General features: G+C 70.6%; 15 protein-coding genes. 10 read left to right on the top strand and 5 right to left on the bottom strand.

Going from position 1 to position 13,346, the window contains the following annotated elements:
- Position 1 precedes the first annotated feature (1 nt).
- The 3 genes from IPT68_RS22305 to IPT68_RS22295 form a co-directional block, all read right to left on the bottom strand.
- Positions 2 to 343: a hypothetical protein gene (locus tag IPT68_RS22305; protein WP_228040590.1), complete on the bottom strand. Its 342-nt coding sequence runs from the start codon at positions 341 to 343 to the stop codon at positions 2 to 4.
- 236 nt (positions 344 to 579) lie between these two features.
- Positions 580 to 1,188, bottom strand: a complete 609-nt coding sequence (locus IPT68_RS22300; protein WP_189700930.1) for a hypothetical protein — start codon at positions 1,186 to 1,188, stop codon at positions 580 to 582.
- A gap of 187 nt (positions 1,189 to 1,375) precedes the next feature.
- Positions 1,376 to 2,935, bottom strand: coding sequence for a beta-N-acetylhexosaminidase (locus IPT68_RS22295; RefSeq protein WP_189700986.1), 1,560 nt, complete (start codon positions 2,933 to 2,935; stop codon positions 1,376 to 1,378).
- A gap of 242 nt (positions 2,936 to 3,177) precedes the next feature.
- Between IPT68_RS22295 and IPT68_RS22290 the strand changes: the two genes are divergently transcribed.
- From IPT68_RS22290 to IPT68_RS22270, 5 genes are all read left to right on the top strand, one after another.
- Positions 3,178 to 3,720: a 2-oxo-4-hydroxy-4-carboxy-5-ureidoimidazoline decarboxylase gene (locus tag IPT68_RS22290; RefSeq protein WP_189700987.1), complete on the top strand. Its 543-nt coding sequence runs from the start codon at positions 3,178 to 3,180 to the stop codon at positions 3,718 to 3,720.
- A gap of 226 nt (positions 3,721 to 3,946) precedes the next feature.
- Complete coding sequence (gene sdhC, locus IPT68_RS22285) at positions 3,947 to 4,291, top strand: succinate dehydrogenase, cytochrome b556 subunit (protein ID WP_229818475.1); 345 nt, start codon at positions 3,947 to 3,949, stop codon at positions 4,289 to 4,291.
- 7 nt (positions 4,292 to 4,298) lie between these two features.
- Positions 4,299 to 4,793: a succinate dehydrogenase hydrophobic membrane anchor subunit gene (locus IPT68_RS22280; protein ID WP_189700932.1), complete on the top strand. Its 495-nt coding sequence runs from the start codon at positions 4,299 to 4,301 to the stop codon at positions 4,791 to 4,793.
- A 22-nt stretch (positions 4,794 to 4,815) separates the two neighbouring features.
- Complete coding sequence (gene sdhA, locus IPT68_RS22275; protein ID WP_189700933.1) at positions 4,816 to 6,570, top strand: succinate dehydrogenase flavoprotein subunit; 1,755 nt, start codon at positions 4,816 to 4,818, stop codon at positions 6,568 to 6,570.
- Positions 6,570 to 7,340: a succinate dehydrogenase iron-sulfur subunit gene (locus IPT68_RS22270; RefSeq protein ID WP_189700934.1), complete on the top strand. Its 771-nt coding sequence runs from the start codon at positions 6,570 to 6,572 to the stop codon at positions 7,338 to 7,340. The genes sdhA and IPT68_RS22270 overlap by 1 nt, the downstream gene beginning before the upstream one ends.
- A 102-nt stretch (positions 7,341 to 7,442) precedes the next feature.
- Here the strand turns inward: IPT68_RS22270 and IPT68_RS22265 are convergent, their stop codons facing one another.
- Positions 7,443 to 7,835, bottom strand: coding sequence for a hypothetical protein (locus IPT68_RS22265; RefSeq protein ID WP_189700935.1), 393 nt, complete (start codon positions 7,833 to 7,835; stop codon positions 7,443 to 7,445).
- 68 nt (positions 7,836 to 7,903) lie between these two features.
- Between IPT68_RS22265 and IPT68_RS22260 the strand changes: the two genes are divergently transcribed.
- From IPT68_RS22260 to IPT68_RS22240, 5 genes are all read left to right on the top strand, one after another.
- Entirely contained in the window at positions 7,904 to 8,314 is a 411-nt protein-coding gene (locus tag IPT68_RS22260) for a VOC family protein (protein WP_189700936.1), read from the top strand.
- 98 nt (positions 8,315 to 8,412) lie between these two features.
- Positions 8,413 to 8,820 (top strand): hypothetical protein, encoded by a 408-nt coding sequence (locus tag IPT68_RS22255; protein ID WP_189700937.1) that lies wholly within the window; start codon positions 8,413 to 8,415, stop codon positions 8,818 to 8,820.
- Positions 8,821 to 8,927: 107 nt separating this feature from the next.
- Entirely contained in the window at positions 8,928 to 9,386 is a 459-nt protein-coding gene (locus IPT68_RS22250) for a thiol-disulfide oxidoreductase DCC family protein (protein WP_189700988.1), read from the top strand.
- Between the two features lie 11 nt (positions 9,387 to 9,397).
- A complete protein-coding gene (locus IPT68_RS22245) occupies positions 9,398 to 10,153 on the top strand; it encodes a TetR/AcrR family transcriptional regulator (protein WP_189700938.1) in 756 nt (251 codons plus the stop codon).
- Between the two features lie 91 nt (positions 10,154 to 10,244).
- A complete protein-coding gene (locus IPT68_RS22240) occupies positions 10,245 to 10,862 on the top strand; it encodes a Uma2 family endonuclease (RefSeq protein ID WP_189700939.1) in 618 nt (205 codons plus the stop codon).
- Here the strand turns inward: IPT68_RS22240 and IPT68_RS22235 are convergent.
- A complete protein-coding gene (locus IPT68_RS22235; RefSeq protein WP_189700989.1) occupies positions 10,855 to 13,260 on the bottom strand; it encodes an MMPL family transporter in 2,406 nt (801 codons plus the stop codon). The genes IPT68_RS22240 and IPT68_RS22235 overlap by 8 nt on opposite strands.
- Positions 13,261 to 13,346 lie beyond the last annotated feature (86 nt).

Here is a 13,346-nt window from a genome sequence, read left to right as displayed (position 1 = left end):
TTCACGCGTCCCGCGTCGCGTCGCGGCAGAGCAGCCGCAGCGAGCCGTCGCCCGTGAAGCAGCGGCGGGCCTCGTCGATGGGGTCCCACAGGCGCCCGTCCGGCGTGCGGATCCAGTGGTCCCCGCCGCTCGCCCACCACTCGGCGCCGCCCTGCCGGACGATCACCTCACCGGCGTAGGCGCCGAGGCCGCGCAGGATGTTCTCCGCGGCGGCGTAGGGGGTGCCCTCACGGCGCAGTTCGTCGATCACCCGGTCGGCGCGCCACAGGGACTGCGCGGAGTAGTCGAGCCGCAACCGCGCCCCCTCCCGCAGGGTCGCCACCGCGTCCGCCGCCCATCGCATCGGCTTCGCCGCTGCTGAAGGCCTGTTGTCGGGGGTCGTCCCCGCGTCGCTCGTCGTCACAGTCTCGGTCGTCACACTCGGAAAAGCGCACCGCGGCGACGATTCGTCACGCGCCTGCGGCCACTGCCCGCAACCGGCGCAGGACCGCCCCAACGCCTTCCGAGGACGGGCACAGGATTTCCGCCCGCGACCGGGTTTGCGATCCCGGATCCGGGGCTCTCCCCTCGGGCGCGCGGCTAGGCGTGCCGGGCCCGGCGGGACACCACCGCGCGCAGGACCCGCCGCCCCTCCGTCGACACCTCCAGGGCGCGGCGCAGGCCGGCCGTGCCGTGCTCGGTGAGCAGTTCCAGGACGGTGATCTGGCGGCGCAGTTCCGCGGTGACGAGCGGGGACATGGCTTCCGCACTGCCCTCGCCGGGGGTCTCCCCCGCGCGGGCGGATTCCAGGGCCCCGGACGGCGGGCCGGCCGGGGCCGCGCCGTCCTCCGCGGGGTCGAGCAGACGGTGGACCTGCAGGGACGCCACCGAGCAGCCGTCGGCCCACACCCGCGCCTCGGCGGCGGACCGCACGGCCGGGGCGGCGGCCAGCATCCGGCGGACCAGCAGGGCGGCCTCGTCCTCGACGTCCTCGGCGTCCACGACGTCCGCCACGCCCAACTGCGCACGTGCCTTGTCGACCAGCGCGCCCCACTCGCCGGCGTCGCCGTTGTCCGTCAGGTTCGCCCACAGCGGCCGCAGCACCTCGTCGTCGCCGCCCAGCAGGGGCACGCACCGATCCAAACAAGCCAGCGCGCTGACGGCCAGCCCGCGTTCGTCGGCCTGCGCGATCAGTTCCACCAGGCTCATTCACGCCTCCCGTCCCGGGGCGCCATCCTTACGGAGCCCGCACTTCCCCTTACTGCGCGCCATCCTGCCGTACTGTCACACCGGCACGACAGAGAGTCGGTGAAGGAATCGGGAGAAGAGATTTTCGGCCAACGGAGCGGGGCCGCTGTCGGTGCATCCCGCTTTCGGGCCGGATCGCCCCGTCCGCTCAGTCGAGCCGGTCCGCCAGTGCGCGGAACTGCGTCCAGGACAGCTCCGGCTCGCCCGCGTCCCACAGTTTCTGGACGGTCGCCCGCAGCGGCATCCTTATCCCCGCCGCGACCTGCGCCTGCGTCTGGGAGTTCGCGAGGTCGCACCACACCGCGAACGAGCCGCCGAGGATCTGCCCGTCGTAGCGCGCCGCCACCGGCTGCGTCCCGCGCAGCACGCGCGGCGTCCACTGCTCGTAGATCCGCTGTCCCGTCGGGTAGACGAAGGTCTGCGGCTGGCCGAGGACGTAGTACAGGAACTCGTCGTTGTAGTTGAGGACCTCGCGCCCCGCGCTCAGGTAATCCGCCGGCTGCCGCGCCCCGATCTCCTTGCCCGTCCAGTACGCGACCTCGATGTCCTCGTCGGGCCGCACGGACGTGCCGGCGTAGAAACCGTCGTTCCACGCGCGGGGCGTGCGGTCGTGGGCACGGACCGTGGCGGCGCGGTCGTTGAGCCAGCCGGTGGCGAGGTCGGCGACGGTCCCGCCGGAGCCGTACGCCTCCCGCGCGGCGGCCGCGAGCTGCGGGTACGAGGCCTGTGGGTCGGACGCGGTCAGGGCCCGGTACTCGTCGCCGCCGAGGTGCCACCGGTTCCCCGGGAACAGACCGGCGTACTCGTCGAGCAGCTCGTCGACGATCTTCGCGGCCGCCGGATTCGCCATGTCGACGGCTCCGGTGGCCGCGACCCCCTGGGCGTTGCGCAACTGGAGGTCCGGGTGCGCGGCGATCACCGCGCCGAGGTGTCCCGGCGAGTCGATCTCCGGTACGACGGTGATGTGCCGGCTCTCGGCCAGCCGGACGATCCGGCGTACCTCCGCCTTGGACAGATGCTGCCTCGACACGATCTCGGGGTGCGAGTCGGACGCGATGCGAAATCCCTGGTCGTCGGAGAAGTGCAGCCCCAGCTCGTTGAACTTGAGGTCGCCCAGCTCCCGCACCCGGTCCTCGATCCAGTCGGCTGTGAAGTGCTTGCGGGCGATGTCCAGCATCAGTCCGCGCCGCTGCTTGGCCGGTGCGTCCCGTACGACCCCCTCGGGCGCCGTGCCGCCGTCGTGCACGGCCTGCTTGAGGGTGCGGGTCCCGTAGAAGACCCCCGCCTCACCGGGCGCGCTGATGCCGACCCGGCCGTCGCGGACGGTCAGGGTGTACGACTCCTGGTTCGCCCCCTGGTCCCCGTCGAGCTCCAGCCGCAGATCGCCCGCCCGGTCGTCCCCCTTCTCCCCCGCGTAGGTCAGCCCCAGCTCGCCGGCTATCAGCCGCCCCTCGTCGGCCAGCCCGGCGTCGCTCACCACGACCCGCTGCCCCCGCTCGGGCCGCCAGCCGGGACCGCGCGCCGGGGTGTGGTCACGCACGGCCGGAATGGTGCGCGGGGCCGTGGACAGGGGGTAGGAGCGGGTGGGGCTCGGCGCGGCCGCCGCCGCAGGGTCGGACGGGCTCGCGACACCCGGCGCCCGGGCCGCCGGACCGGCCGGTCCGGCGCCCCACGCCCACAGGCCCACACTCAATCCGGCGAGCACCATCACGGCGGCGACCACCGCTATCAGCAACCGCCTCTGCTTCACGCTCCGCGCCGGCGGCCGGCGCCTGTGCTGGCTCACCCAGCCAACGTACGACGTCGAGCGTCCACCCCGCGTCCATAAACTCTCCCGTCCGGGTGAAATTCAGGTATCCCTCGAACACCCTCTGAGCACTCTCGATAACGTGACGGCACATCTCTCACAGAAACCCCCGCCGACACACGCGACGCCCACGAGGACCCACGCTGCCCGCGCACCGTCTCCCAGACCTCCCCGGCCGAGTCGCCATACCGGTCGAGCACGTCAACACCGCGCCCGCCGAGGACCTGCGGCACCTGCTGCTGAGCTGCCTGCACAGCCTCCGCTGGGCCGGGCGGGTCGCCGACCACCGCCCGTACCCGGACGCGAGCGCCCTGCTGGCGGCGGCGGACGAGGCGGCGTACGACCTGACACCGGCGGATCTGGCGGAGGCACTGGAAGCCGAGTCGCTGCCCCGGCTGCCCGACGGCGCCTACTCGGCGGCCCACACGGCACTGAACGCGGCCAACGCCGCCTACGAGGCGCGGTTCGGACACGTGTTCGTCATCTGCCTGGACGAGGTGCCCCCGGACGAGGCGCTCGACCGCCTTCTGGCCGCCATCCGGTCACGATTGGCGAACGAACCGGAGGAGGAGCGGGAGGTTGCGGCGGAGGAACTGCGCCGCCTGGCGAGGGGACGGCTGGTGTACGCCCTCAGGGACGCGAAGAACCCCACGACCAGCCAAAACGGCGCCACACCCGGTCAGTGAACCGGACACCCCGCCCCATAAGCCGCAGTCCTCACCCATCCGCGTGCCACTTTGATCACACCGCCAGACCCCGGCTCAGCCGAGCGGCGGCGCGTCGCTACGATGCTGGGGGCCGGTGGACCGTACCCGGCCGGGCCCGTCCGACACCGAAGCCGGCAGGCCCCAGTCCCCGCTCCCGGAGGGTTCTTCCGTGCCGGCTGGAACGCTGTACCGCGGCCGGGAAGGAATGTGGTCCTGGGTGGCTCACCGAGTCACCGGCGTCCTCATCTTCTTCTTCCTGTTCGTACACGTGCTGGACACCGCACTCGTCCGCGTCTCCCCCGAGGCGTACGACGACGTCGTGGCCACCTACAAGACGCCGCTCGTCGCCGTGCTGGAGTACGGCCTCGTCGCCGCCATCCTCTTCCACGCGCTCAACGGCCTGCGCGTCATCGCCGTCGACTTCTGGTCGAAGGGCCCGCGTTACCAGAAGCAGATGTTCTGGACCGTCATGGCCGTCTGGGTCGTCCTGATGGTCGGGGCGATCTACCCCGTCCTCGGCCACGCCGCTCGTGAATTCTTCGGGAGCTGACGCGCGCATGTCGAACAACACCGTCACCACCGAGACCACCGGCTCCGGCATCGGCCCCGTCGAGGGCGCCTCCGTCTACACGGTCGACAACCCGGCACCGCTGATCGAGCCGCCGCGCAAGCGCACCAAGAAGACCCCGCGGACCACCCGCGGCAACTTCGAGATGGCCGCCTGGCTGTTCATGCGGCTGTCCGGCATCGTGCTGGTCGTCCTGGTCATCGGCCACCTGCTGATCCAGCTCGTGCTGGACGGCGGCGTCTCCAAGGTCGGTTTCGCCTTCGTGGCGGGCCGCTGGGCGTCCCCGTTCTGGCAGGTCTGGGACCTGCTGATGCTGTGGCTGGCGATGCTGCACGGCGCCAACGGTCTGCGCACGATCATCAACGACTACGCGGAGCGCGCGAATACGCGCCTGTGGCTGAAGGGCCTGCTGTACACCGCCACGGTGTTCACCATCCTGCTGGGCACGCTGGTGATCTTCACCTTCGACCCGAACATCCGCTAGGCACGGGGCTGAGGTACTCCTGATGAAGATCCACAAGTACGACACCGTCATCGTCGGCGCCGGCGGCGCGGGCATGCGCGCGGCCATCGAGTCGACGAAGCGCAGCCGCACCGCCGTGCTGACCAAGCTCTACCCGACCCGCTCCCACACGGGCGCCGCGCAGGGCGGCATGGCCGCGGCGCTGGCCAACGTGGAGGAGGACAACTGGGAGTGGCACACCTTCGACACGGTCAAGGGCGGTGACTACCTGGTCGACCAGGACGCCGCCGAGATCCTGGCGAAGGAGGCCATCGACTCGGTCCTCGACCTGGAGAAGATGGGCCTGCCGTTCAACCGGACCCCGAACGGCACGATCGACCAGCGCCGCTTCGGCGGTCACAGCCGCAACCACGGCGAGGCCCCGGTCCGCCGCTCCTGCTACGCGGCCGACCGCACCGGTCACATGATCCTCCAGACGCTGTACCAGAACTGCGTCAAGGAGGGCGTGGAGTTCTTCAACGAGTTCTACGTCCTGGACCAGCTGATCACCGAGGTCGACGGCGTCAAGCACTCGGCCGGTGTCGTGGCGTACGAGCTGGCCACCGGCGAGATCCACGTCTTCCAGGCGAAGGCCGTGATCTACGCCTCCGGCGGCACCGGCAAGTTCTTCAAGGTGACGTCGAACGCGCACACGCTGACCGGTGACGGCCAGGCGGCCGTGTACCGGCGCGGGCTGCCGCTGGAGGACATGGAGTTCTTCCAGTTCCACCCGACCGGCATCTGGCGCATGGGCATCCTGCTCACGGAGGGCGCCCGCGGTGAGGGCGGCATCCTGCGCAACAAGGACGGCGAGCGCTTCATGGAGAAGTACGCGCCGGTGATGAAGGACCTGGCGTCCCGTGACGTCGTGTCGCGCTCCATCTACACCGAGATCCGCGAGGGGCGCGGCTGCGGCCCCGAGGGCGACCACGTCTACCTGGACCTCACCCACCTGCCGCCGGAGCAGCTGGACGCCAAGCTCCCGGACATCACCGAGTTCGCGCGCACCTACCTGGGCATCGAGCCGTACACGGACCCGATCCCGATCCAGCCGACCGCGCACTACGCGATGGGCGGCATCCCGACCAACGTCGAGGGTGAGGTCCTGGCGGACAACACCACCGTCGTGCCGGGCCTGTACGCCGCCGGCGAGGTCGCCTGCGTGTCCGTGCACGGCGCCAACCGCCTCGGCACCAACTCGCTGCTGGACATCAACGTGTTCGGCAAGCGCGCCGGTATCGCGGCGGCGGAGTACTCGCAGAAGGCGTCCTTCGTCGAGCTGCCGGAGAACCCGGAGTCCCTCGTCGTGGCGCAGATCGAGCGGCTGCGGACGTCGACGGGCAACGAGCGCGTGGCCACCCTGCGGCGTGAGCTGCAGGAGACCATGGACGCCAACGTCATGGTGTTCCGCACCGAGCAGACGATCAAGACGGCGGTCGAGAAGATCGCCGAGCTGCGCGAGCGGTACAAGAACGTGGCGATCCAGGACAAGGGCAAGCGGTTCAACACGGACCTGCTGGAGGCCATCGAGCTGGGCAACCTGCTCGACCTGGCCGAGGTCATGGCGGTCTCCGCGCTGGCCCGCAAGGAGTCCCGCGGCGGTCACTACCGCGAGGACTACCCCAACCGCGACGACGTCAACTTCATGCGCCACACCATGGCGTACCGCGAGGTCGGCGCCGACGGGTCCGAAACCGTCCGTCTCGACTACAAGCCGGTCGTCCAGACCCGCTACCAGCCGATGGAGCGTAAGTACTGATGGCTACCCCCGTTCTGGACAAGGCCGAGACCCCTGGCTCGGAGTCCGCGGCCTCCCCGTACATCACCGTCACCTTCCGAGTCCGCCGCTTCAACCCGGAGGTCTCGGCGGAAGCGACGTGGGAAGACTTCCAGCTGGAGATCGACCCCAAGGAGCGCGTCCTCGACGGTCTGCACAAGATCAAGTGGGACGTGGACGGCACCCTGACGTTCCGTCGCTCCTGCGCGCACGGCATCTGCGGCTCGGACGCCATGCGGATCAACGGCAAGAACCGCCTTGCCTGCAAGACGCTGATCAAGGACATCAACCCCGAGAAGCCGATCACGGTCGAGCCCATCAAGGGCCTGACGGTCCTGAAGGACCTGGTCGTGGACATGGAGCCGTTCTTCCAGGCGTACCGGGACGTGATGCCCTTCCTGATCACGAAGGACACCAACGAGCCGACGCGTGAGCGTCTGCAGTCCGCCGAGGACCGGGAGCGGTTCGACGACACGACGAAGTGCATCCTGTGCGCGGCCTGCACCTCCTCGTGCCCGGTGTTCTGGAACGACGGCCAGTACTTCGGCCCGGCGGCGATCGTCAACGCCCACCGCTTCATCTTCGACTCGCGCGACGAGGCCGGTGAGCAGCGCCTGGAGATCCTCAACGACCGTGACGGCGTTTGGCGTTGCCGTACGACCTTCAACTGCACGGACGCCTGCCCGCGCGGTATCGAGGTCACCAAGGCGATCCAGGAGGTGAAGCGAGCGCTGATCACGCGCCGCTTCTGATCTCCTTCCCGCCATCTGCGTCGAGGGCCCCGTCCGCGGTGACGCACCGCCGGACGGGGCCCTCGGGCGTCGCCCTGCGGGGGACGACCGCCGGCCTCGCCCTCAGCCACCCACCAGCGGGACGGGCTTCAGGAACATGACCTCCGCGTCGCGTCCGAGGTCGATCTCCTCGTCCGGATCAATGACCTGGCGGTCCCCCACGAGGACCAGGAAGCCGTTGCCGGCGAAGGCCCTCGGCGCCGGCTCCGTCGCCGCCTCGGGGTCCATCCGCCGGACCGTGCGCGGCGCCTGTCCGTTCCGCGCCCGCTCGGTCTCCCAGGGCCGCACGAGGCCCTGGAACACGCCCGGCGTGGGCGTGATGTACTCGGCGGCCTCCTGGAACACCCGTCGCCGTATCACCTCACCCCGCGTGCGCCGCTCCTCGGCGACCTCCAGCTCACGGCCCTCGCCCCTGTCCCCCGTCGTCGTCTCGTCGACGAACGTCACGACTGCCATGCCGACGACAGTACGGGCCGCCACTGACAATCCCGGGGTTCGGGCGCTCGCCGACCTACCCTGACGGCATGTCAGATGACGAGTCGTACGAGCTGCTCGGTTTCGACAACGTGCTGTTGCCCGTCGGGGACCTCGGTGAGGCCGTGGGGTTCTACGAGCGGGCCGGATTCACCACGGGGTTCCGGCTCGACGAGGCCGGGATCGCGCTGCTGAAGGTCGGCGGTGAGACGCCCGGGCTCCTGCTGCGCCAGGAGGACGAGTTCGGGCACCGGCCGCCGCCCTGGCCGTCCCCACGCGTGTGGGTGGAGGTGTCGGACGCGCGGGCGGCGGCCGAGGCGCTGACCGCCGCGGGCGTCCCGCTGCTCGACGCCCCCTTCCCGGTCGCCACGGGCTGGACGGTGGAGATCGCCGATCCCTGGGGGAACGTCATCGGGTTCACGGACTACGGCAAACGGCCGGAACTGGGCCGAAGACCCTGACGGCAAGGGCCTCACCTGCACGTCTTGAACGCGTTCAAAAACAGGGCTATCGTCTTCCCCGTCAGCGTTTTGAACGCGTTCAAGAAAGGGTGGGGGACATGGACCGCACGGTCGTCGCCTACGTCATCTATCTGGTCGCCAGCATCTCCCTGACGGTTTGGGTGGCCCGCACGCTCAGCCGCAACGGGCGGATCTTCCTGGCCGACGTCCTGCACGGCAACGACAAGCTGGCCGACGCCGTCAACCACCTGTTGGTGGTCGGCTTCTACCTGGTCAACCTCGGCTTCGTCACGCTGTACCTGAGCGGCGACGAGACCATCACCGACACGCGCGGCATCTTCGAGGCGCTGTCGACCAAGCTGGGCGTCGTTCTGCTGGTGCTCGGGGTGATGCACCTGGGCAACGTGTACGTGCTGAACCGGATACGGCGACGCGGGGCAATGGAGCGGGAGCAGGTCCCGCCGGTCGCACCGCAGGACTGGGCCGCTCCGGCGACCGGGGCGTGAGTCCCGTGGCGACCGCGGAGCGGGGCCGGGGCGGGGACGCCGTGACGGTTGCGGAAGGGGGCCGGGGCGGGAACAGCGCGACGGCCGCCGAGGGGGGCCGGGGCGCGGTGCGCGTCCCGGTTCGCCGGCTGACCGTGCTGTACGACGCCGAGTGCGCGCTGTGCGCCTTCCTGCGGGACTGGCTGGTACGGCAGCGTCAGCTGGTGCCGCTGGACCTGGTCCCGGCCGGCTCCGCCGAGGCCCGTCGGCGCTTTCCCGGCCTCGACCACCGCACCACCCTCGACGACATCACCGTCATCGGCGACGGCGGACAGGTCTACCGGGGCGCCGCCGCCTGGATCATCACCCTGTGGGCCCTGCGCGAGCACCGCCCGCTCGCCCACCGCCTGAGCACCCCGGCGGGGATGCGGGTCGCCAAGGGGGCCGCGCTGGCCGCCGCGAAGTGGCGCGGGGGTCGGTGGGGCGGGCGGGCGTACCGGCGCACGGAAGGATGGACGTACGACGCTTCCCTGGGCTGGACGTACGTTCCCAAGGGCTGCGCGGACGGCGCCTGTCCCACTGACTAGGCTCTCTTCTCGTGCCCGCGAACAACGACAGCCCGAACGAGCGCCCCGGCGAGGGCGGTGGTGCGACCACCAAGTCCGAGCAGACCCGTGCGGTGATCCTGGAGACGGCGATGCGGCTGTTCCGGGAGCGCGGGTACGACAAGACCACCATGCGGGCCATCGCGCAGGAGGCCGGGGTCTCGGTCGGCAACGCGTACTACTACTTCGCCGGCAAGGAGCACCTCATCCAGGGCTTCTACGACCGGATCGCCGCCGAGCACCAGGCGGCGGTCCGGGAGGTGCTGGACCGGGAGACCGACCTGGAGGCACGGCTCGCGGGCGTCCTGAAGGCCTGGCTGGACGTGGCGAAGCCGTACCACGAGTTCGCGGTGCAGTTCTTCAAGAACGCCGCCGACCCCGACAGCCCGCTCAGCCCGTTCTCCCCGGAGTCGGAGCACGCGCGCGTGGAGGCGATCAGCGTCCACAGGGAGGTGCTCTCGGGGTCGAAGACCAAAGTGCCGGCCGAGCTCCGGGACGTCCTACCCGAACTGATGTGGCTGTCCCAGATGGGTCTCGTCCTGTACTGGATCTTCGATCGCACGGAGGGGCGTCAGCGCAGCTACCGGCTGGCCGAGCGGGGCGCACGGCTGACCGCCCGGGGTGTGGCGCTGGCCCGCTTCCGGGTGCTGCGGCCGCTTGTGCTGGAGGTGCACGAGCTGTTCAGGGACTTTCTGCCCGGGATGACCAAGGTGCTGCCGGATCCCGGAGGCAAGGGCCGGGCCGACTGATCCACGATCGGGTGAAGCCTGGTGACCGGGACGTTCGGGTCCTCACCGGCCTACGATGATGCTCTCGGCACCAGCCCCTAGGAGGCACGCGATGTCCGCTGCATCCGTCGAGCAGCCCTTCGACGACGACGAGCCGTTCTCGCTCACGGCCATCGCCGACGAGATCATGGAGCGCCATCCGGGCTACCGCGTCGAGATCATCGGAGGCCACCTCCTCGTGACCCCATCACCGGATGCCCCGCACGCCCGTGCTCTGACGAAGCTGATGCGGCCCTTCATTGCCGCGGGCCTGGATGACGGCGACACCGAGGTGCTCCAGAATGTCGGCCTCTGGCTGCCCACCGGGACCGAGGACTACGCCATCCCCGACCTCGTGGTGGTGGATTCCGACATCGATGATCACTTCGTCGAGAACAACGCATACGACCCGGTCTGCTTCCGCCTCGTCCTGGAGGTCACATCCAGCAACTGGAAGGACGACCTGAGGACCAAACCGGGCGCCTACGCTCAGGCCAAGATCCCCGTCTACCTCGTCGTCGACCGCAAGCACCAGCGCCTGCACGTTCTCACGGAGCCGACCGGGAGCGAGTACGCGAACCACCGCGTTCACGCCCCCGGCGAGACGATCACGCTGCCCGAGACGATCGGCGCCGAGGTCGTCCTCGACGTGGAGCAGATCATCAAGGCCGGGCAGCGGAAGGCTAACTGACGGCGTCCACCTCCCCCTCCGCCAGCTCCACGTCGTACACCAAGGGCCCCGCGCCGACCGCCACGTGACCCGCGCGTGAGGGGTGCGTCGCCGCCGTCACCGCCAGCAGATACGTCCCCGGCCCCGGCACCGCCACGATGTACGAGCCGTCCGCCAGGGAGGTCACCCGGTCCAGCTGACGCCCGCCGCGCGAGAGCAGCGTCACCGCCGCACCCTGCACCGGCTCGCCGTCCGCCGTGCGGATGAAGCCGTGGATCACCGAGGCGGGGCCCTGTGATGGCGCCGGCTGCGGCTCCTCTTCCCGCGGTTCCACCGCCAGATGCGGCAGCCGCTTCTCCAGCCCCGCCGGCAGCCACCAGTTCGCCTTGCCCAGCAGGTGCATCGCGGCCGGCACCAGCGCCGTCCGCAGGATGAACGCGTCCAGCGCCACCGCCGCCGCCAGGCCGATGCCCGCCATCGCGCCCTCCATGTCGCCGCTGAGCACGAACGCGGAGAAGACGCAGATCATGATGAGCGCGGCGCAGTTGATGACGCGGCTGGTCTCCGCCAGGCCGACGCGCACCGCGCGCGCGTTGTCCTTGGTGTGCACCCACTCCTCGTGCATCCGGCTCACCAGGAACACCTGGTAGTCCATCGACAGGCCGAACAGCAGGGACAGCATGATGACCGGCAGGAACGCCGTGATCGGGCCCTCCTTGCCGATGCCGAGCAGCTCCGTGCCCCAGCCCCACTGGAAGACCGCCACCAGGACGCCGAACGACGCGGCCGCCGCGATCAGGTTCATCACCGCCGCCGTCAACGGGACCACCAGCGAGCGGAAGGCCACCAGCAGCAGCAGGAAGCCGAGCGCGATGATCGTCGCGACGAAGTACGGCAGCCGGTCGCCCGTCACTGACGCGAAGTCCTTGAAGACCGCCGTCACGCCTCCGACATGGGCCTCGGCGCCCGACGCCGGGATCACCTCGTCGCGCAGCACGTCGATCAGCCGGTCCGTCTCCTCGGACTGCGGTGACGTCGTCGGCACCACCTGGATCACCGTGACGTCGTTCGCGGGCGGCAGGGCGGCCACCTGGGCGACGCCCTCGGTCGACTCGACGCGGGACACCAGCGCGTCGGGGGCCGCACCGTCGACCACGACCTGGAGCGGGCCGTTGAAGCCGGGGCCGAAGCCCTCGGCGAGCAGGTCGTAGGCCTGCCGCGTGGTGGTCGTGTCCTGGTGGTTGCCCTGGTCGGTGGCGCCCAGCCGGAGGGACAGGACGGGCAGGGACAGGACCACCATCACCGCGAGCGCGAGCGCCGCGATGGTGCGCGGACGCCGCTGCACGTACGCCGACCAGCGCGCCGCCAGTCCGCTCGCCTCCTCCGGCTCCGGTCCCGTGTGGGCCAGCCGGTGCCGCTGTCGGCGGCTGAGCACCCGCATGCCGAGCAGCCCCAGCAGGGCGGGCAGCAGCGTGACCGCCGCGAGGACGCTGAACACGACGGTGAGGGAGGTCGCGATGACCACACCGTCGAGGAAGCGCAGGTTCATCACCAGCATGCCGGCCAGCGCGATGCAGACCGTGCCGCCCGCGAACAGCACCGCCCGGCCGGAGGTGTTGAGGGCGGTGACGGCCGCGTCCTGCGGCTTCGCACCGCGCAGGATGCCGCGCCGGTGCCGGGTGACGATGAACAGCGCGTAGTCGATGCCGACGCCGAGGCCGATCAGCGAGCCCAGCAGCGGGGCCACGTCGGGCACGTTCGTGACGTGGCTGAGCAGCATCGTGGAGAGCATGCCGGTGCCCACCCCGAAGATCGCCACGACGATCGGCAGCAGCATCGCGAACAGCGAGCCGAAGGCCAGGAACAGCACGATCGCCGCCGCCGCGATGCCGACCAGCTCGGCGAGGCCGGTCGGCGGCTCCTGGGTACGGGCGATCGCCTGGCCGCCCAGCTCGACCTGGAGGCCGTCGCGCTCGGCCGCCCGCGCGGTGTCGACGACGTCCTCGACCAGCTCCATCGGGACGGCGTTCGCCTGCTCGGTGAACGTGATCTGCGCGTACGCGATCCGCCCGTCCCGGCTGATCTGCGCCGCGCCCCGCTCACCGGCGTACGGGCCGGTGACCTCGCCGACGCCGTCCATACGGCCGATCTCGGCCAGCGCGGGCTCGATCCGGGACCGTACGCCCTCGTCCCGTACCGTGCCCTCGTCGACCTTCCACACCACCGTGTCGGTGTCGCCGGCGCTCTCCGGGAAGGCCTTTTCCATCAGGTCGTACGCGCGCTTCGAGTCGGTGTTCGGCAGGGAGAACACGTTCGCGTAGTCCGTGCCCGCCGTCGTCGCCGTGAAGCCCAGGCCGAACAGCGCCCCCACCCACAGCACCAGGACCACCAGCCGGTGCCGATAGCACCACCGTGCCAATGTTGCCACGCTCAACGCTCCTTCGTCGCAAGTCGGTTGGTCCCCCAGGTCCTGCGCAACAGGATTGGCGGCGGCGCGCCTGCGGG

Origin of the sequence: Streptomyces chromofuscus (genome assembly GCF_015160875.1) — a bacterium.
Taxonomy (GTDB): Bacteria; Actinomycetota; Actinomycetes; order Streptomycetales; family Streptomycetaceae; genus Streptomyces; species Streptomyces chromofuscus.
Note: the sequence above shows the minus strand (reverse complement) of the source record. Positions and strands in the feature narration are given on the sequence as shown.

What these genes read in the sequence shown, in the direction of transcription:
- IPT68_RS22240 (WP_189700939.1), top strand. Translation starts at nt 10,245, where the DNA reads ATGTCCGCTGCATCCGTCGAGCAGCCCTTCGACGACGACGAGCCGTTC.
- IPT68_RS22265 (WP_189700935.1), bottom strand. Translation starts at nt 7,835, where the DNA reads ATGGCAGTCGTGACGTTCGTCGACGAGACGACGACGGGGGACAGGGGC.
- IPT68_RS22255 (WP_189700937.1), top strand. Translation starts at nt 8,413, where the DNA reads ATGGACCGCACGGTCGTCGCCTACGTCATCTATCTGGTCGCCAGCATC.
- IPT68_RS22295 (WP_189700986.1), bottom strand. Translation starts at nt 2,935, where the DNA reads ATGGTGCTCGCCGGATTGAGTGTGGGCCTGTGGGCGTGGGGCGCCGGA.
- IPT68_RS22270 (WP_189700934.1), top strand. Translation starts at nt 6,570, where the DNA reads ATGGCTACCCCCGTTCTGGACAAGGCCGAGACCCCTGGCTCGGAGTCC.
- IPT68_RS22280 (WP_189700932.1), top strand. Translation starts at nt 4,299, where the DNA reads ATGTCGAACAACACCGTCACCACCGAGACCACCGGCTCCGGCATCGGC.
- sdhA (WP_189700933.1), top strand. Translation starts at nt 4,816, where the DNA reads ATGAAGATCCACAAGTACGACACCGTCATCGTCGGCGCCGGCGGCGCG.
- IPT68_RS22260 (WP_189700936.1), top strand. Translation starts at nt 7,904, where the DNA reads ATGTCAGATGACGAGTCGTACGAGCTGCTCGGTTTCGACAACGTGCTG.
- IPT68_RS22305 (WP_228040590.1), bottom strand. Translation starts at nt 343, where the DNA reads ATGCGATGGGCGGCGGACGCGGTGGCGACCCTGCGGGAGGGGGCGCGG.
- IPT68_RS22300 (WP_189700930.1), bottom strand. Translation starts at nt 1,188, where the DNA reads ATGAGCCTGGTGGAACTGATCGCGCAGGCCGACGAACGCGGGCTGGCC.
- sdhC (WP_229818475.1), top strand. Translation starts at nt 3,947, where the DNA reads ATGTGGTCCTGGGTGGCTCACCGAGTCACCGGCGTCCTCATCTTCTTC.